This is a genomic window from Lipingzhangella rawalii, from assembly GCF_031628175.1.
Lineage (GTDB): Bacteria > Actinomycetota > Actinomycetes > Streptosporangiales > Streptosporangiaceae > Lipingzhangella_A > Lipingzhangella_A rawalii.
The window spans coordinates 146201-164880 of the sequence record NZ_JAVLVT010000003.1 but is presented as its reverse complement, the minus strand read 5'-3'; the positions used below and the strand labels follow the sequence as shown (position 1 = coordinate 164880).

The 18680-nt window shown below is 68.4% G+C and carries 16 protein-coding genes; 4 read left to right on the top strand and 12 right to left on the bottom strand.

The window, feature by feature from the left end:
* Nucleotides 1–108: 108 nt before the first annotated feature.
* A complete protein-coding gene (locus tag RIF23_RS07545; RefSeq protein ID WP_310911689.1) occupies nt 109–465 on the top strand; it encodes an antibiotic biosynthesis monooxygenase family protein in 357 nt (118 codons plus the stop codon).
* Nucleotides 466–711: 246 nt separating this feature from the next.
* Here RIF23_RS07545 and RIF23_RS07540 read toward each other — a convergent pair whose 3' ends face one another.
* Genes RIF23_RS07540 through RIF23_RS07530 form a run of 3 tightly spaced genes read right to left on the bottom strand, consistent with a single transcriptional unit; the run spans nt 712 to nt 3057 of the window.
* On the bottom strand, nt 712–1635 hold the full coding sequence (locus RIF23_RS07540; protein WP_310911688.1) for a 5-oxoprolinase subunit C family protein: 924 nt from the start codon (nt 1633–1635) through the stop codon (nt 712–714).
* Nucleotides 1635–2255, bottom strand: coding sequence for a 5-oxoprolinase subunit B family protein (locus RIF23_RS07535; protein WP_310911687.1), 621 nt, complete (start codon nt 2253–2255; stop codon nt 1635–1637). Before RIF23_RS07535 ends, RIF23_RS07540 begins: the two co-directional genes overlap by 1 nt.
* A 22-nt stretch (nt 2256–2277) precedes the next feature.
* Nucleotides 2278–3057 carry a LamB/YcsF family protein gene (locus RIF23_RS07530; protein ID WP_310911686.1) on the bottom strand — a complete coding sequence of 260 codons (780 nt, stop codon included), beginning with the start codon at nt 3055–3057 and terminating at the stop codon, nt 2278–2280.
* A 485-nt stretch (nt 3058–3542) separates the two neighbouring features.
* Here RIF23_RS07530 and RIF23_RS07525 point away from each other — a divergent pair, with 485 nt between their 5' ends.
* Nucleotides 3543–4253: a GntR family transcriptional regulator gene (locus RIF23_RS07525; RefSeq protein ID WP_310911685.1), complete on the top strand. Its 711-nt coding sequence runs from the start codon at nt 3543–3545 to the stop codon at nt 4251–4253.
* Nucleotides 4254–4347: 94 nt separating this feature from the next.
* On the opposite strand, the gene RIF23_RS07520 is transcribed toward RIF23_RS07525, so the two are convergent.
* From RIF23_RS07520 to RIF23_RS07510, 3 genes are all read right to left on the bottom strand, one after another.
* Complete coding sequence (locus RIF23_RS07520) at nt 4348–4995, bottom strand: trimeric intracellular cation channel family protein (RefSeq protein WP_310911684.1); 648 nt, start codon at nt 4993–4995, stop codon at nt 4348–4350.
* A 48-nt stretch (nt 4996–5043) separates the two neighbouring features.
* Nucleotides 5044–6360: a M20 metallopeptidase family protein gene (locus RIF23_RS07515; protein WP_310911683.1), complete on the bottom strand. Its 1317-nt coding sequence runs from the start codon at nt 6358–6360 to the stop codon at nt 5044–5046.
* A gap of 229 nt (nt 6361–6589) precedes the next feature.
* Nucleotides 6590–7297, bottom strand: a complete 708-nt coding sequence (locus RIF23_RS07510) for a type III secretion system chaperone family protein (protein WP_310911682.1) — start codon at nt 7295–7297, stop codon at nt 6590–6592.
* A gap of 360 nt (nt 7298–7657) precedes the next feature.
* Between RIF23_RS07510 and RIF23_RS07505 the strand changes: the two genes are divergently transcribed.
* Together RIF23_RS07505 and RIF23_RS07500 are read left to right on the top strand one after the other, a co-directional pair.
* Nucleotides 7658–8494, top strand: a complete 837-nt coding sequence (locus tag RIF23_RS07505) for a fructosamine kinase family protein (RefSeq protein ID WP_310911681.1) — start codon at nt 7658–7660, stop codon at nt 8492–8494.
* Nucleotides 8495–9305: 811 nt separating this feature from the next.
* On the top strand, nt 9306–10244 hold the full coding sequence (locus RIF23_RS07500; protein ID WP_310911680.1) for an SAM-dependent methyltransferase: 939 nt from the start codon (nt 9306–9308) through the stop codon (nt 10242–10244).
* 39 nt (nt 10245–10283) lie between these two features.
* Here RIF23_RS07500 and RIF23_RS07495 read toward each other — a convergent pair whose 3' ends face one another.
* The 6 genes from RIF23_RS07495 to RIF23_RS07470 form a co-directional block, all read right to left on the bottom strand.
* Nucleotides 10284–12833, bottom strand: a complete 2550-nt coding sequence (locus tag RIF23_RS07495) for a glycoside hydrolase family 2 protein (protein WP_310911679.1) — start codon at nt 12831–12833, stop codon at nt 10284–10286.
* Between the two features lie 56 nt (nt 12834–12889).
* Entirely contained in the window at nt 12890–13822 is a 933-nt protein-coding gene (locus tag RIF23_RS07490) for an ABC transporter ATP-binding protein (RefSeq protein ID WP_310911678.1), read from the bottom strand.
* Between the two features lie 5 nt (nt 13823–13827).
* Nucleotides 13828–14778, bottom strand: coding sequence for an ABC transporter ATP-binding protein (locus tag RIF23_RS07485; RefSeq protein ID WP_310911677.1), 951 nt, complete (start codon nt 14776–14778; stop codon nt 13828–13830).
* 5 nt (nt 14779–14783) lie between these two features.
* The gene (locus RIF23_RS07480) at nt 14784–15677 is read right to left on the bottom strand and encodes an ABC transporter permease (RefSeq protein WP_310912084.1); all 894 of its coding nucleotides are present in this window, start codon (nt 15675–15677) and stop codon (nt 14784–14786) included.
* An 8-nt stretch (nt 15678–15685) separates the two neighbouring features.
* Nucleotides 15686–16678: an ABC transporter permease gene (locus RIF23_RS07475; protein ID WP_310911676.1), complete on the bottom strand. Its 993-nt coding sequence runs from the start codon at nt 16676–16678 to the stop codon at nt 15686–15688.
* A 103-nt stretch (nt 16679–16781) separates the two neighbouring features.
* Nucleotides 16782–18482 carry an ABC transporter substrate-binding protein gene (locus RIF23_RS07470; RefSeq protein ID WP_407659439.1) on the bottom strand — a complete coding sequence of 567 codons (1701 nt, stop codon included), beginning with the start codon at nt 18480–18482 and terminating at the stop codon, nt 16782–16784.
* Between the last annotated feature and the right edge of the window lie 198 nt (nt 18483–18680).

Below are 18680 nucleotides of genomic sequence, written 5' to 3'. Positions count from 1 at the left end.
CTCCCCCGCCTCGCCCTCCACCCCTGGCCACGCTTGACTTCGAGTTCACTTGAACTACCAGGATGGTGATCCAGCGCCGACCACCTACCGACCCGTGGGAGGACACCCATGCAGACGGACACCGGCTTCTACTCGATCATCGACTACACCGTGGACGGGCAGGAGACCCAGCTGGCCCTGGTGAACGCCTTCACCCAGATCCAGGAGGAGTGGGTGCGCAGCTACCCCGGCTACCGCGGAGCCCAGTTCCTGGTGAACACGGATGGCACCCGCGTGTTCACCATCGTGCGTTGGGCCAGCGAGGCGGACTACCGCAACTTCGTGGCCACCTCGGACGGTGCGGCCCGGATGGCCGCGATCGAGAACGCCCTGGCCGGGTTGTCCGGCACGGCCGAACTCCGCATGACCGAGGCCCCCACCTACACCCTCGCCTGGGAAGTGACCGCGAATTCACAGCACGCCTGAGCTGCGCGCTGGCTTGGATCCCCCCAGCGGCCACCGGGTGCTCCGGTGGGCGCTCGTGCCAGCCCGCCACGCTCGCCGCCGGCGCGGTTCGGGAACCAGCATGGTCACCCCGCGCTACCCCGCCACGGGTGTCCGGGCACCCGAAGTGTGGACTTCCGCAGTTCGGGGCGTCCAGCACGGGACAGGCTCTGGGGTTGTGCTGGGCGAAGGGCACCAGGTTGAAGGGCAGATCGCGGGGGACGGCGATCAGCGTGGTCTGGGCAGGGCCCGGACAGCTCCTTCCGCGGATGCTGGCTCGATGATCCGAAACCGCAGGCGACATCCGGGCGGGGCCTGTGCGGCCCGGGGCAGGTCGGCGCTGTGCACCACAGCAAGCACGGGATATCCACCGGTGACGGGATGGTCGGCGAGAAAGAGCACCGGTTCGCCGCCCGGTGGGACCTGCAACGAGCCGGGCATCATGCCCTCGCTGGGCAATTCTCCCCCACGGGCACGCGGCAACTCCGGACCGTCGAGGCGCAGGCCGATCCGATTGCTGCGCGGGGTCACGGTAAACCCGGATTCCCGCAGCGACGCGTGGGCCTCGTGGGTGAACCAGGCACAGCGCGGACCCAGCACCGCGCGCAGGGTGATCGACCCGTCGGGGACCTCCGGGACAGGGGCGCTGTCCAGCCGGGGAAACGCGGCTGGCGGTGGCCCCGCGGGCAGCCACGTCCCCGGGGCCAGCGCTGGCGGCCCCAGCCCGGCGAGCAGATCTGTGCTGCGTGAACCCAGCACCGGCGGCACGTCGATTCCGCCACGCAGGGCGAGGTAGCTGCGCAGCCCGCGGGTTGGCCGGCCCAGCCGCAGCGTGGCACCGTCGGCGAGGTGCAGCACCGTGTTCATGGCCGCACCGTGGACGGAGCTGGCGTCGGGCACGGCCACGGTGAGCGGGCAGGGAGCTCCGGTGACGGCGACGGTGACGCGACCGTGGGCGCGCACGTGCACACCACCCAGCGTGGATTCCACCACTGCGGCGCCGGGTGGGTTGGCCACAAGCCGGTTGGCCAAAGCCGCGGCCGGCCCGTCGGCCGCACCGGAACGTCCCACCCCCAGCGCGGCGTAGCCCGCCCGGCCGGTGTCCTGAATCGTGCTCGACGGGCCGGGATCGGTGACCGTGAGGCCGCGCATCACGCTTCCTCTCGAAAACGAACGTGGACACCGGGCCGCAGCAGGCCGGGCGGGTCGCGATCCAGGTTCCACACCTCCAGTTCGGTTGTGCCGATGAGCTGCCAGCCACCGGGCGAGCTGCGCGGATAGACGCCGCTGAATTCGCCAGCCAGGGCGACGGAGCCTGGCGGAACGGCCGTGCGGGACTCGCCGCGGCGCGGCACCTGGAAGCGTGGATCGTCGCTGACCAGGTATCCGAAGCCGGGTGCGAAGCCACAGAACGCCACGGTCCAGCCCGCTGCGGTGTGTGCGGCAACCAGGTCCCGTTCGGACATACCGAGCAGGCGAGCGGCGTCGGGCAGGTCGGGGCCGTCGTAGACAACCGGGATCTCGACCAGCGGCGCCTTGCTCTGCCCCGGAGCCGCGACACTGCCCGGGTTCAGCCTGCGCAGGTGACGTTCGGCCCCAGCGGGGTCGCACTGTGTGGGGTCCAGGCGCAGCAGAACGGTACGCGCGGCGGGCACGAGCTCACTGAGCCCGGGTGGTGGGTCGGCGCGCAGGGCGGCGTGCAGGTTCAGGACCTCCTGGAGGGTGTCCAGCTCCACGAGTAGCCCACGATCCCCACAGGGCAGGATCTGCATAATGTCCCCCGTGTTCGCAGGGTCAGGCAACAAACGTCCGGATCGGGACTGCCGCACCGCGCAGCCGTTCGGCGACGGCCCGGGCGATCTCCACCGCACCGGGACTGTCGCCGTGGACACACAGCGAGTCGGCACGCAGCGGCACCTGGGAACCGTCGATGGCCGACACCCCCGCGCCGAGGGCGATAGCCAGGCACCGCTCGGCGATCTCGGCGGGGTCGTGCAGGACGGCGCCGGGCTCTGTGCGGGGAACCAGCGTGCCCTCAGGGGTGTAGGCGCGGTCGGCGAAGGCTTCGTGGGCGATAGGCAGGCCGGCCTTGTCGGCGTGACGCAGCCACGCGGAGGACGGCAGGCCGAGGGCGGGCAGCTGCGGGTTGTAGCGCAGGACCGCCTCCACGACGGCGGCGGCCTGCTGGTCGTGGTGCACGATCGCGTTGTACAGCGCCCCGTGCGGCTTGATGTAGCGCACCCGGGTTCCCGCTGCGCGCGCGCAGGCGTCCAGCGCCCCGAGCTGGTAGAGCACGTCGTCGGTGAGTTCCTGTGGGGCGATATCGATGAACCGTCGCCCGAATCCGGCGAGGTCGCGGTAGGCGACGTGGGCTCCCACCGCGACGCCACGTTCGGCGGCGAGCTCGCAGGTGCGTCGCATCACGCCGGGGTCGCCGGCATGGAAACCGCAGGCGACATTGGCGCTGCTGACCAGGGTCAGCATGGCGTCGTCGTCGCCGAGCTGCCAGCGGCCGAAGCTCTCCCCGAGGTCGCTGTTCAGGTCGATTCCTGGTGGTGCGTCCCGTCCAGTCACGGTTCCCTCCTGGTGGTTCGTGTTGGGGTCGGTCGGTGCGGAATTCCCACAGCTCCCACACCTCGGGGATTCCCTGCATGGAGTTGCGGCTGAGGACGAGAGGAAACAGTCACACGGCGATATCGATGGTGATCAGCCAGCCGGGGGTAGCGGTATCCACGCAGCAGGTGGCGGCGGAACACGGCCCCGCCCACGACACGGCGCAGATTCGGCCGGCCGGTGGCGGAGGCGTCCTGGAAGTGTGGTCTGGTCCTGTCGTCGCTGGTGCGTGTGGGTATGCCCGGCATGCTCACCTCCAGTTTCCGGGGAGCGCAACAGTCACCAATATTGTTGAACAATCCTCCTGGAGGATTGTGCTACAGGGAAGTGTGATTTGACTCACATACCCTGAAGGGTTTGTGGGGTGCCGCGTACAGTTCCGGACCGGCCTGTTGCAGGTGCGGCGTTATGCTCACAGCGGCGACGCATCGGCAACGGAGGTGACGGTGGCAGCGAACTGGGTTCGCGACCTGGCGGCCGCACGCAGGTCGCTGGAGCGGTTGAGTACCGCCGAGCGGATCGCGGAAATCCTGCGCGGACAGATCACCGCCGGGGCTGTCGCTCCCGGGGAACGCCTCGCCGAGGAACAGATCCGCACCGCGCTGGGCGTCTCCCGCAACACACTGCGCGAGGCCTTCCGTCTGCTGGGCCACGAGCGGCTTCTCGTGCACGAGTTTGGCCGTGGGGTGTTTGTCGCCATGCCGACCGAACGCGATGTGCGCGACCTCTACCGGGCTCGCCGAGCCCTCGAGATCGGGGCGCTCCGTGAGTGCACCCCCGCGGACGCCACGGCCGAGCTTCAGGACGTCGCGGCCGCCGTGCACGAAGGCATCCAGGCTCGGGACACCGGCGACTGGTGGACCGTGGGCACCGCGAACATGCATTTTCACCAGCGTCTGGTCGCCCTGGCGCGCAGTTCACGCATCGACGAGACGATGGCCCAGCTGCTGGCCGAAATGCGTCTGGTGTTCCAGGTGATCACCACCCCCCGAGAACTCCACCTTCCCTATCTTGAGCAGAACCAGGGCATCTACGAACTCCTCGCCGCCGGCGAGACCGCCCAGGCCGCCAACCGCCTGCACGACTACCTGGTCAGCGCCGAACAGCAGCTACTCCAGGAGTTCCACTCCCGCGCCACGGCAGACGCTGGGGAGTAGCGCCCGGCCTGCCCGATGACCGCGCGATACCCGCCGAGCCAACAGCCACCGCTGTCGGCCGAACGTCCGTGGTCTCCTGCCGCGCACACCGGGGTCACTCCGCACTGGGTCGGCCCCGCGCCCGTGGAGCCCGCCAGCGAAACCGCAGCGCCAGTAGCCGGAGGCCGATCGCTCCGAGAGCCGCCAGAGTCCCGGTTACCACGGTGAACAGGTCGAGATACAGCAGGACGGCGGTTGTGGCGGCACCCAGGAGCGCGGGCACGGCGTAGATTTCCTCGTCGTCGCGAAGCACCGACGGGGAACGCCCGCCCAGGATGTCCCGGATCATTCCCCCACCGATCGCTGTGGTCAGCCCGAGGAGCGTAGCGGGTACCGGCCCCAGGCCGAACTGCCATGCCTTCACGGCTCCGGTCACGCAGAACAGGCCCAGCCCGATCGCGTCAGCGAAGTTCAGTGGATACCGGGTGAGCACCGGCGGTGGATGCCACACCACGATAACCGCGGCGGTGGCCACGGCCACCGCGAGATACCGCAGGTCAGTGAACGCGACCGGCGGCACGTCCCCCAGCAGGACGTCACGCGCCATTCCGCCACCGAACCCCGTGGCACAGGCCAACACGGTGATTCCCACGACGTCGTAGCCGCGTCGCACCGCAAGCAACGCCCCCGAGGCGGCAAAAGCCGCGGTGCCGACCAGCTCCAGCACGTCATAGGCGACCTGGGAAGCCTGCGACAAGTCCACCGCGCCCACCGCGTCCGCCGCGTCCGCCACAGGAGGGAGAACGGGCGGTTAGCGAGCCGACCCGGGAACGGCCAGTCCGGCCAGATGGTCCATCGCCATATTCACGTGCAACCGCACCCCGGTGAGGAGCGACGCGTCGTCAGCGTAGAAGCCGGGATTGTGGTTCACCACGACCCCACGCCCACCGGGAACCGGTTGCACATCGCCATCCACATACCGGGTGTCCTGGCATCCCAGCATGACGTAGAGCCCACCGTAGGCCCGCACGAACTCTGCGACATCGTCACAACCCAGCGTCGCCCCGGTGTCCATGACGTGGTCCTCGCCCGCGACCCGCCGCAGTGTGGGTAGTGCCGCGTCCACCCACGGCCCCGTGTTCTCCACCGGGGGCACTTCCAGCATGAACTCGGTCTGTGCCTGACAACCGTAGGCCTGGGCCAGATGCTGTGCGGTGCGGCTGAACTTCGACTGCACCGCGGCCATGTCCTGTTGCCGCATGCAGCGGATGGTTCCCCAGAGCGTCACCTCGCCACCGATGATGTTGAACCGTCCCTGGTCCTCGACGTGGCCGATGCTCACTGTGACTGGTGAGGTAGCCGGGACCTGCCGGTACACCTGGCCGCAGGCGGAGATGATGTCCGCGGCCACCGGCAGTGGATCCCTGCCCTGCCACGGTGTGGAGCCGTGCACCTGCTTACCGGTGATTGTGGTCTTGACCAGGCAGGACGCGGCGTACTGGTTCCCAGTGTGGTAGCCGACAACACCGACGGGCAGCGGGGTGACGTGCATCCCGAAGGCCATGGTGGGCTCCGGGTCCGCGAGCGCCCCGGAACGCAGCATCTCCCGCGCCCCGCCAGCCTCGCCCACCGGCGGCCCTTCCTCGGCCGGCTGGAAGACGAACATTACCGTGCCGGGGAGCCGATGCCGGATCCCACCGAGCACCTCGGCGGCTCCCAGCAGCATGGCGGTGTGGCAGTCGTGCCCGCAGGCGTGCGCGACCGGAAACGGGCCGCCCGGATAGTCGCGGTCCACCTGGGTAGAGGCGAAGTCGACCCCGGACGTTTCCTGCACCGGTAGGGCGTCGATGTCCGCGCGCAGTGCGGCGACCCGCTCCCCCGGCATGCCGCCGCGCAGCACCCCCACCACCCCGTGGCCCGCGATTCCGGTCCGCACCTCGTCCAGGCCGATCCGGTGCAGATGGTCAGTGATGAACTCCGCGGTGTGCCTCTCCCGATTGGACAGCTCCGGGTTGGCGTGCAGGTGATGTCGCCACTGCCGAACCTTGGGTTCCACCGTTCGGGCACGCCGGTCCAGCTCGCTGTATTCGGTTTCCACTGGAGTTGTACTCGCCGCGGTCCGCTGCATGACATCCCCCCGGCTGGGCGGCACTGTTCCCGGTGCTGGGGATGCCCGGTGGCGAGGCATCATAGTGTCAGCACCACGCATGGGCTCAGCAAAACCCGACACGATGACGGCGCCGGCCTCGCCGGCCCCGGCGGGCTGGCCGGTGCCGCCGAGAGCACCACCCTCACCCACCGCGGCCGCGACAGTGTGAGAACACGTCCAGAACGGGGGCGGTCGTACGGCGGCTGGGTTATTGCCGTGTCGACCAGCCCAGAACCTGGGGTGGGATCTGCTGGAGGAGGTCCACCAGGAAGTCGGCGACCCACAGCGACCGGTCCGGGTCCGACCTGCCGATACGGGCACAGAGGATGTGTCCGTCCACGATACGGAACACCTCCAGTTTCAGGGTTCGGTGCCTGCTACGCGGATCGGAATGCAGCCACGAGGTCACCTGTGGGCACAGCACGTCGCAGGCGAAGCGCTGGCTGGTGGTGTGCACCCGGAATGCGCCGTTGAACTGCTTGTCACGCAGCGGGAGTTTCGGTTCTTGCCCGAACGTGCCCAGCAGCCGGTCCGCCATGTTCTTCTGGGCCACCTTCAGCTCGGGGCGCTGGGTTGGCAGCTCGATCGCCACCACCTGGTAAGGCGTGCCCGTGGTACGGCGGAAGGAGTCGCCGCTGTGTATGACTCGGGCCGACGTCCACAGCTCGAAGAACAGCACCCGGTATCCCCGATACCAGCCGGTCAGCACATGGTGGCCGCTGCGGTCGTCCCGACACAGGTCGAAAGGATGCCCGCGGAACCGATCCAGCAGGCCGGGGACCTCCTGGGTGTACTGCCAGCCGCGCTGCTGGGACCAGTCCATGAGCTTCGACGGACGTGCCGTCCCGAGAGAGATCCCGATCACCGCCAGGATGACGAAAGCCAGCAGCACGAGCAGGCCAATGACAACCTCCACAGCTGTCCCACCTCTTCCCCACGTCAACGGTGTGATGTCGCCGCGACGAACCTCCCCGACCGCCGCCGCGTCCTGCCGGCCCGTGGGCACACCGGCAGCCAGCCTGGAGAGGCGATGTATCCGGTCCACGCGTCGCCTCGATGCCGGGGGCAGGGGCATCGTGTGCGGGCCAGATCTAGCAGCATGACAGCGACGCGGTCCAGCCTGGAGCGCACGCAGGAAATGCGGTTCCTCCGGTTCGGATTCATCGCCACCATTCATCCACGGACAGGATCCGACCTCCGGCCCCCGCACAGCCCGACACCACTGTGTGATCCTGTGGCCAGCGCGACCGCCACCACACCGAAAGGGGTCCGTACTGTGTTGACCGAAGTCGCCGGCGTCGAGGTGCGTTCCCAGACCGCCCTGGGCTCCTCCCACGCCTGGACACTGCACCGGGGCGAGCTCGCCGACGGGCAGGGATTCTTCGCCAAAATCGCCCCCGGACACAGCGAAGCCCTGGATGTGGAAGCCACCGGGCTGCACTGGCTGGGCGAGGTCCCCAACGGCGTCCCCGTACCCGAGGTACTGGCCACCGGCGCGGGAACCCTGGTGCTCGAATGGATCCCCGAAGCCCGCCCCAGCGCGGACGCGGCCGAGGAGCTGGGTCGACGCCTGGCACGGACCCACCTCGCCGGCGCGGAGTCCTTCGGTGCTCCCTGGCCCGGCTGGCTCGCCACCCTGCCGCTGGACAACACTGCGGGGGACCACTGGCCCACATGGTTCGCAGAGCATCGGCTGCGCCCCTATCTACGCCGCGCCCGAGACGCCGGCTCGCTGCACGCCCAGGACGTGGCCACGGTGGAGAAGGTGCTGGGCCGCATCGAGCACCTGGCCGGTCCGGCGGAGCCGCCTGCGCGCATCCACGGGGACCTGTGGGCCGGCAACATCCTGTGGAGTAGGTCCGGGGCGGTGGTGATCGATCCGGCCGCGCATGGCGGGCACCGGGAAAGCGACCTGGCAATGCTGCACCTATTCGGCGCCCCGCACCTGGACCGCCTGGTTCACGCCTACACCGAGATCGCCCCCCTGGCCGAAGGCTGGCGCGACCGTATCGCCCTGCACCAGCTGCACCCCCTCCTGGCCCACGTGTGCCTGTTCGGCACCAGCTACCGGGCCCAGCTTCTCCAGGCCTGTACCGGCCTGGGAGCCCGGTGACCCGCACGGCCGGAAGCCACGAACCTGCCGCCAGTATTAATCCCGGTCCCGCCCGCCCGCAGCACAGCCCCGTCGATGGTGGCCCACACCGCCGCCCCCGAACCCGTCCCCCTGGCCGTGGGTCACGGAGCACGGCTACGACGCCACACCGCCGGTGGCCACCACACTGCCCGCAGATTGGCTATAGCCGAACTCCAGCCCATCGGCCGTGGTACGGGGGAAGCGCCCCCAGGGCGCGACACCGCCCGCGGCCGAAAGTTGGCGGGAAGGCCAGTGGGAAGCAGCCGCTCCCAGCCCGTTGGCCGTCGGCGGCCAGCGGGGGGTCTGTGTTGGCCAGCCACCGGTGCCGGGCTTCGTGGAGTTCTGCTCCGGGGTGCTTCTCTGGGTGTGGCCGGTGTGTCTGCCTATGCGCTTCCGGAGGGCGCAGGATTCTCGCAAGGCCCGGCCCAGAGCCGGATCCCTTCTGGAGGCCGGCGCCAGCGCTGGCCCCGAGGAGAAGAAACGTGGTGCCGGTGGTGGGTGAGCCATGCGCGCCGTGTCGGCCGCCGGCGGCGTCGCGCCCTGGAGGCGCTCCCCCGCACGACGGCCAACGGAGGCGGAAGCCGGCACTTCGCTGCAATCTCGCCACAGCCATTCATTCCCCCTGGTGCCACTGCCACGCCGCAGCCAACGAGCAATCGAGATGCCGGTGGCGGGTTCGTCGAACACAGCCCCCTTGTGTCCGGGGCTGCGGGCCTCTACTCTTCGGGCGCGCCGGATGTCACCACCACGGCCGCCTCCCCCGTGCTCCCGTTCAGCAGGAAGCCGACCGATGCCCGAAACTCCAGCAGCCCCCGGCCCGGACCGCCACACCGACCCCACCCAGGACCCGTGCACACGTTTCATGCGTGGTGGGCCCGAGGACGGGCACCGAGAATACGAACCGCCCCCCGTGCCCACGGATGTCCCCACCCCCGCCCGCGCCTACGGCTGGCTGCTCGGTGGTAAGGACAACTTCCAGGTGGACCGGGATCTGGTACTCGGCGTGTGCGCGAAGTTTCCCGAAGATTTGGATATCGCTCGCCAGAACCGCCTGTTTCTCTACCGCGCCGTCCGTTACCTCGCACGCGACCTCGGAATCACCCAGTTCCTGGACCTGGGCAGCGGTTTCCCGACCGATAACAACGTGCACCAGGTCGCGCGCCAGTTCCAGCCCGATGCGCGGGTGGTCTACGTGGACATCGACCCGATCGTGTTGGCGCACGGCCGCGCCCTTCTCGCGGACAGTCCGCAGACCACGGTCATCACCGCGGACATGACCACTCCCGAGGAGATCCTCACACATCCGCAAACCCGGGAGCTGATCGACTTTACCCAGCCGTTGGGGATTCTCATGTTCAGCATCCCGCACTGTATCCCCGACGAGGAGGACGCTCTGCGGGCAATCCGCGGCCCTGTGGAACAGGCCGCCCCCGGGAGCTACCTGGCCATGTCCCACGTGGTGGCCGACGACGAGGCCACCGCGCAGGAGCTCACCGACGTGATCACCGGGCTCGGCATGCCGTGGCGCACCCGCACGCCGGAGCACGTGGACCGCTGGCTCGCCGACCTCCAACCGGTGGAGCCCGGGCTGGTGGACATCAACGACTGGCGGCCCGACCCGAACCAGCCTCCGCTCGGAGACTGCCCACCCGAGTTGGAGCGATACCTGGGTGCCGGCACCAACAACCGGCGCATGTACGAGTACGGCGGGGTGCTGCGCGTGCCGTGACACCCGCCAGCTCCCCCGAGCCCCCATCGGCCTTTCCTTTCAACGCACGAGCTGGACCCCGTTCACGCAGCGCAGCACGGGCGGCTTCCCCAGCTCCGTGGGCGGCAGGTGCGCACCTCCCGCGACGGTGAAGGTGTGCTCCTCTCCCGGCAGGAGGGTAACCAGGGCGTCGTCGACACTGGTGCTCCCGTCCAGGCGATCGGGAAACAGCGCCAGGTCCCGCAGCAGGGTCCGCGCCCGCACCGTCACCCGCAGGTCCTTCCCGTGCGGGCGGGTCGTGAGGTGGTAGTCCGGCTCCGGATAGTCCAGTTCGATGTCCTCAGCGAAGAACCACAACGCCCGCTGGGCTGCGGCGCCGCCAGTGTCGTCAATATCGTCAGCGCTGCCAGCGTCGCCAGCGCTGTGGACCTGCGCCGTCGCGAACTCCCGGCATGCATGGTCCGGCGTGGCGACCTCGGGCGGCACATTGATCCGGTGAACCGCACGGGGACCCACCGTGACGTCCCGCCTGGTCTCGCTGAGCACCAGCCCCGCCATGTCGCGCCGTGCCAGGCGCAGCCGCAGTGGCCAGGGCTCGTCGGTGTCGTTGCACACCACCGCATCGAGGCCCGTGTCCCCCGCAGGTCGCAGGGTCACGAGCCGTTCCCGGTAGACGTGCCGCAGGGCATACCACAGGGGTTTGCGCCGAGCCGCGGAGTCCACGGCGGACCAGGAAACCACGGGCCAGCAGTCGTTCAGCTGCCACACCACCGTTCCGGTGCAGCGCGGCCACTCGGCGCGGAAGTGTTCCACTCCGGCCGCGATCGCGCGGGCCTGGTTGAGCTGGGTCAGGTAGTGCCAGTCGTCGTAGTTCTCGGCCCGGCCCAGGTGCGGTTCCAGCCCACGGGCGAGCTTGCCTGCTCCGTCCTCGGCCTTCTGGTGGTGGCGCATCCCCGGGGAGTCCGGCGCGAGCGGGCTGTCGCTGAGGGCCGCACGCAGGGTCGCGTGCGCCGCCGGGGCCTGGAACCCGAACTCGGACACGAAACGGGGGCGGTACTCGCGGTAGGCAGAGTAGTCCCGCTGGTTCCACACGTCCCAGATGTGCATGGGCCCGTGGGCCGGGTCGTTGGGATGCGTCCCCTCCGCAGGCGAGTAGGGGCTTCCGGGAATGTAGGGCCGGGTGGGGTCCAGCTCCGCGACGATCTGCGGCAGCAGCTTACGGTAGTAGCTCTCGCCCCAGCTGCGGCCCGCCAGCTCCTCGCGCCAGCCCCAGTCCACGTGCCCCCAGATGTTCTCGTTGTTGCCGCACCACAGCACCAGGCTCGGGTGGTGGGCCCGGTCAACGACGGCCTGACGCGCCTCCACCTGTACCTCGCTGGCGATGGGCTCCTCCTCGGGATAGGCGGCGCAGGCGAACAGGAAGTCCTGCCACACCAGCACGCCGGCCTCGTCACACACGGCGTAGAACTCCGGGCACTCGTACCGGCCCCCGCCCCAGACCCGCAGCAGGTTCATGTTCGCCTCCGTCGCCTGCGTCACCCGCTCGACGAGGTCCGCACGGGTGATGCGGCTGGGGAAACAGTCGTCGGGGATCCAGTTCGCTCCCCGAACGAGGATCGGCCGGTCGTTCACCCGCAGAGTGAACTCGGTCCCGTCCGCGTCCGGGCTGGTGTCCAGCTCGACCGTGCGGAAGGCGGTGCGCCGCTGCCAGGAATCCAGCTCGCCCACCTGCCCGTGCAGGCGCACGGTGAGGTCGACCAGGGGCTGCTGCCCGTAGCCCCGCGGCCACCACAGTGGCGGCTCGGGCACCCGGAGCTCCAGGACGGCGTCGGTCTGTCCGGGCGCAACCGTCAGCTGCTGGTCCTGGCCGGCGATGCTGGCCTCCAGCAGCAGCGGCTCCTCGCCTCCGGTCGTGGTGCGTTCCAGTTCGACCCGCAGCCGCACCACTCCCGTGGTCGCGGCCCCGTCGAACTCCACGGTGACCTCGGGCACCACCCGCGCCAGGCGTGCGGTGCTCCAGGCGTGCAGCCCGATCGGTCGCCAGATGCCGGACGTGACCAGGGTCGGTCCCCAGTCCCACCCGAAGTTGCAGGCCATCTTGCGGATGAACTGGTACGGCTCGTCGTAGGCGCCGGGGCGGTGGCCCAGCCGCTGCTGGAGCTGCTCGGCGTAGTGGTACGGCGCGGTGAAGTCCACGTTCAGGTCGAGCCGGCCGGTGCGGGCCGCGTCGGTGACGTCGAAGCGGTAGGAGCGGTGCATGTTGGCTGTGCTGCCGGCCGTTCGACCGTTGGCGCGGACGGTGGCGACGGTGTCCAGGCCGTCGCAGACCAGATCCACACGTTCCTCGCGGGCGGCGCGGGTCAGCAGGTCCCTGTCGACGCTGTGGGTGTAGCGCCAGTCCGTGCGGCCGATCCAGGTCAGGACGCGCTCGTTGTCGTCCGTGTAGGGCTCGGGGATCAGCCCGGCCGCCAGCAGGTCGGTGTGCACACATCCGGGGACGGTGGCCGGGATACCGTCGTGGTCGGCGGCGTCCCGCACGGGGGCGGGGACGAGGTCGGTACTGCTGGGGGTGAGGGTCCAGTCGTCGTGCAGGGCGACGTGCTGTGCCATAGCGACTCCATACGTGTGGTGGATTGCGGCTCCGGGGCCGCCCGAGGGTGGCGTGGTCAGCAGCGTGTGCCCGTGCCGTCCCCGGAACAGCCCACAAAGTGGTCATCGTCGATGCGCACCAGTGGACCGGGCAGTACCTCGGTGTCCGCGGCGGTGTGCACGGGACAGGGCCCGTCCGGTTCGGCGCTGAGCTCGGCGTCGACCTCGGCCCAGGACCGATGCAGCTGCGGCACCGACGCCAGCAGGCTGCGGGTGTAGGGGTGCTGCGGCTTGGCGAAGACGTGCCCGGTCGGCCCCATCTCCACGATCCGGCCGGACCGTAGGATCACCGAAGTGTCACTGACGTAGGTCCCCAGCGCGAGGTCGTGGGTGACGAACAGGACTCCCAGACCACGGGCCCGCAGGTCCCCTAGGAGGTTGAGCACGTCGATCCGGGTGGAGGCGTCCAGCATGCTGATGATCTCATCGGCGACCAGCAGACGCAGATCCAGCATGAGGGCCCGCGCGATCAACAGTCGCTGGAGCTGGCCCCCGCTCAGCTGGTGCGGAAACTTGCCCAACACCTCGCCCGGGTCCAGGGTCACCGTTCGGATGCTCTCGCCCATGCGGCGTCGCCACTCCGGATCCGTTGTGCCCGGGAAGTATTCCGAGCGCAGCATCTCGAAAACCCGATCGACCTTGAAAATGGGGTTGAACGAGCTGAACGGGTCCTGGAAGACGCCCTGAACGTGACGGTAGTAGTCCTTGCGGTGCCGGTGCCGTCGCAGCTGGGAAACATCGTTTCCCGCAAAGGTGATGCTGCCGGACGTAACGGAGGCCAGGCGTAGCACCATACGGCCGATGGTGCTCTTGCCGCTTCCGCTCTCGCCGATGAGGGACACCACGCGCCCGGGGTGCACCTCGAATCCGACATCCGAGACGGCCGTGAGCCGGTCGGTTCCGAAGGTGCCCACCCGGTAGACCTTGTGAACACGGTCGAGCTTGAGCATTCCTGTCACTCCGCCTTCCAGCACGCGACCCAGTGGTCTGGTTCGACGTCGACGAACGGGGGCTCGGTGGCGCACGTGTCGTCGGCGAGTGGACACCGGGCCCGGAAACGACAGCCCGTGGGTGGGTCCAGCAGTCCCGGCGGGTTGCCGGCCACCCCCTCCTGGCGTCGCTCGTCGATGGTGACCCCGACCTCGGGCAGGGAATGCAGCAGCATCCGCGTGTAGGGGTGGCGGGGTTCGCTGACCAGGGTGGCGGTGGGAGCTTTCTCCGCGAGCTTGCCGGCGTACATGACCATGGTGGTGTCGGCGATCTGGGCGACCAGAGCCAGATCGTGCGAGACGAACACCATCGAGGAGACGTATCCGCGGTCTCGGAACTCCACCAGCGCCTCGGAGACTGCACGCTGCGTGGAGACGTCCAGGGCGGAGGTCACCTCGTCGGCGATCAGCAGTGCCGGGTCCAGCAGCGTGGACAGCACCATGACCACGCGCTGCTTCATCCCGCCGGACAGTTCGATGGGAAACCGACGCAGCACGTCCGGTTCCAGGCCCACGAGCGCCAGCCGACGTTCCAGCTCCGGGCGCACGGCCGAGTACTGCACCCCCCGGGAGCCGAGCAGCTCCCGGATCATCCGGCCGATCCGCCGGGTCGGGTTCAGTGCACTCATCGCGTACTGCGGGATCAGCGACACCTCATGGAACCGGAAAGGGTTCATAGCGGGGTCGTTACCGATGGGGAGCTCCGTGTCGTTGACGCGCACGGACCCGCCCACGTGCCGCATGCGGGAGTCGAGCCGGATCAGGCTTTTGCCGAGGGTGGACTTGCCGCTTCCGGACTCGCCGACCAGCCCCATGATCTCGCCGTCGGCGAGGGAGAAGGACACCCCGTCCAGGGCACGCACGTCGCCGCGCAGGGTCTGGTAGTACACCCTGAGGTCACTGACTTCGAGACTCATCCGGTTCAGAGCTCCCGCAGACGAGGGTTGAACACCTCGTCCAGGCCGACGTTCATGATGTACAGGGAGCCGACGACGCCCGTGATGCCGAGGCCCGGTGGGATGAACCACCACCACATGCCCAGGTGTAGGGCGCTCCAGCTCACCGCGTTGTGCATCATCAGCCCCAGCGACACGCCCTGGGTGGGGCCGAGGCCGATGAAGTCTAGGCCTGCGGCGATGAGGATCGCGCCCCCGAAGAGCAGAATGAAGGTCATGAACAGATAGGAGTTCATATTGGGAGCGACCTCCCGGACGATGATCCGCCAGGAACGCCGTCCGCTCAACCGGGCCAGGTCCACAAAGTCGCGTGTGGCCAGGGACAGCGCCTGGGCCCGGACCGCCCGCGCCGCCCAGGGCCAGGACGTCAACCCGACGAACAGGGCCTGAACTGCCAGGCCGCGGGCCTCCAGGTAGGCGGTGACGACAATCAGTACGACCAGGGTCGGCAGGACCAGCACGATATTGGTGAGCATGTTGAGGATCTCGTCGACGAGTCCGCCGCGGTAGCCGGCAACGAAGCCAACCACCATGCCGATGGCGGCCGCGAGTCCCCCACCGAGCAGCCCCACCAGGAAGGTGGCGCGTAGCCCGTGCACGAACTGCACGAAGACGTCCTGGCCGAAGCTGGTGGTGCCCAGCCAGTGCTCCGCCGAGGGGGCGGCATTCTGCGGACCGACGTAGGCGTTGGGCTGGTCACTGACGAAAATCGGGCCGAGGGCCGCCACGAGCGCCAGAAGCAGCAGCACACTGCCCCCCGCGATCAGTTTCGGATTGCGCAGGGCGAAGCGCAGTGACTCCCGGCCGTCGCCGGTTCCGGGACGTGGGGTTTCATCCTCGGGGCGAGACGTTGCGTCGATACTCACGGTCAGGCACCTCCCTGCATCTGCACCCGGATCCGTGGGTCGACCAGGACGTAGAGGACGTCGACGATGAAGTTGGCGATCAGCACCCCGAGGATGAGGAACAGGAACGCGCCCTGAAGCAGGAAATAGTCCCGGTTGTTGAGCGCCTCCAGGATCAGGTTGCCGAGCCCGGGATAGGAGAACACGACCTCGGTTAGCAGCGCCCCGGCCACGATGGTGCCGAGCTGGAGCGCCAGCCCGGTGATCTGCGGCAGCATCGCGTTTCGGAAGGCGTACTTGCGCACGAGGGTTCGGGGGGCACCGAGGGCCTGGAGATAGCCGGAGTAGTCGGCCTCCAGCTCGTAGATGATCATGTTGCGCATGCCGATCGCCCAGCCGCCGAACGCGACGAGGAACAGCGACAGGAACGGCAGAATCCAGTGCAGGAGCAGATCCAGCGCGAACTCCCAGGTGACGGATGGTGTGACCGCCAGGCTGTAGGCGCCGGTGGCCGGAAGGATCCCGGCAACGACCCCGAGCCCCCAGGCCAGGAGAATGCCCAGCCACATGTAGGGCATCGCGGTGAGCAGGTAGCCCACCGGCAGGATGGTGTTGTCCAGCCATTTGCTGCGTGCGGCATAGGCACCGAACTTGTTGCCCGCGATCCAGCTCAGCACGATCGCTGGGACGAGCAGCCCCACCGTGTAGGGCACCGCGCCCAGCAGGATCTCGGTGACCGGCTGTGGAAACAGCCAGACGCTCACCCCCAGATCCCCCTGGAGGAGCGACCCCCAGAAGTTCAGGTACTGCTGCCAGACCGGCACGTCGAGACCGAAGAGTTCCGAATAGTAGGACTCCATGCTGGCGACGGCCTCCGGGTCGTTGACGGCGGAGCGACCGATCATGGACCGGATCGGATCTCCCGGCATGAACCGGGGGATCATCCAGTTGATGGTTACCGCCGCTACGAAGGTCAGCCCGTAGACCGCGAGTTTCCTACCGAAGTATCGCCACAAGCGCTGCTCCTGGGGTGTGCGGGGACGGACGCGGGGTGGTCCGTCCCGCGCCGCCCCGGTGCGGCGATGTGCTCAGCCGGGGCGACGCGGGGCGGTTGTGGCCTCAGTCGGCCGGCTCGATCTCGGTGAGGGTCAGGATGGCGCCCATCTGGTGGTATCCGCGGAACGTGGTGGGGAAATAGTGCGGCGTGTCCTCGTCCGCCGAGGGCCAGTTCGTCCAGGTTCCCTCGTTGACCTGCGACCACAGGCCGTTGTACCAGAGCGGGATGGCAGGCAGTTCGGACAGGTGGATCTCCTGGAGCTCTGCGGCGGCCTCCTGCATCCGTTCCCGGTCGTCGACGGGAATGCGGGAGAACTCCTCGGTGAGTTCCCAGGCCTCCTCGTTCTCGTAGCGTCCGAAGTTGACGGTGGTCTGGCGTTCCTCGACGGGAAGCCGGAACAGGTAGTCGAAGTAGGTCCAGGGAGTGTTGCTGATCTGGCGCTCGTTGTTGATGATCAGGTCGAAGTCCCCGGTTTCGCGGGCGTCCTGGAGCGCGGCTTCGTCCGGGGTGTCCGAGGTGGCGTCGATCCCGACCTCCTGGAGGTTCTCGCTGATGATGCGGCTGGCCTCCATCCAGTCGGTCCAGCCCGAGGGCACAGCCAGGTCCAGTGCGATGGGGTCTCCGTCGGGCGTTTCAACGTAGCCGTCGCCGGTGGTGTCGGTGTAGCCGGCCTCCTCCAGGAGTGCCTCCGCCTCATCCCGGTCGTAGGAAAATCCCTGCTCCGCAACGAGGTCCTCGTCGATGTAGTTCTCCCAGACCGGCAGCAGCCCGGTCGGGTCGGCGGCCTCCACCAGATCGCTGTAGGGCCCCGCCACGATCTGCTCCACGTCGATCGCGTGGGCCATGGCACGCCGGAAGTCGGCGTCATCAAGGGGTTCCCGCTCCGTGTTCATATTCAGCCATGCGGTGTTGGCGGGAATCATGTATGGGGGGCCGTCGTAGTAGCTGGTGATGTGCTCGTCGGTGTCGAGGGTCTGGTCGATACCGGGCAGGAAGTTGGTACTCATGTCGATCTCGTTCTGGTCCAGCATCGTGAGGGCGTTCTCGTTGCTGGTCGTGACGACGTCGACGATGTAGTTCGGGGCCACCTCGAGGTCGAGGTGCTCGGTGGCCCACCAGTCGTCCTTCTTGGCCCAGATCATGCGTTCGTCGGTGTGATCCGCATAGGTGTAGGGACCGGTCCCCACGGGATCCTCGTTCGGGTCGGAGACGATCTCGTCCTCTCCCAGCTCCGACCAGATGTGTTCGGGAACGATGGCGTTGCTGTACAGCCAGTTCTCCCACTCCTGGTGCCGCGGCTCCGTGAAGGTGAACTCCACGGTCGTCTCATCCCGGGCCTCGACCCCATCGAGCCAGTTCCACAGGTTGCTGTAGGGAACCGAGTCGATCTGGCCGAGTTCCACGGTGAAGACAACGTCGTCGGCCGTGAGGGGTTCGTCGTCTTCCCAAGTGATGCCGTCGCGCAGGGTCACCACGTAGGTGTCCTCGTCGGTCCACGCTCCGGACTCGGCGAGCCAGGGAATCTCGCCTTCCTCCTGGGGGTCGTACAGGAAGAGGGTCTCGTAGGCGTAGCCCACTGTTCCGGTGGCATACGTCCAGTTCATAATGGGGTTCCAGTTGGACGGCGGTCCCCACTGCGTTCCGGTGGTGTAGAGCGTCTCGTCGCGGGGGTAGCTCCCACCGGCGCCGTTGTCCGTGGAGCAGGCCGTCACCACCAGGACAACCGCGCCCAGTGCAGCCATAGTACTTGACCGGTTAAGCATCATGTGTTCTCCTTCCCCGCCCGCCGCACGGCGCGCCGGGTTGGCACTGGGGGATTCCCGATTTCCCAGTCCAGAACGAACCCTGATCCGGAATGGCTTCAGGATCCCGGACGAGAACCAGGCCATCGGGCTCCTCCAGGCGAAGACCCGGAGGAGCAATGACTTAATCGAATAAGTTCTGGCAACTGAAACATCTCC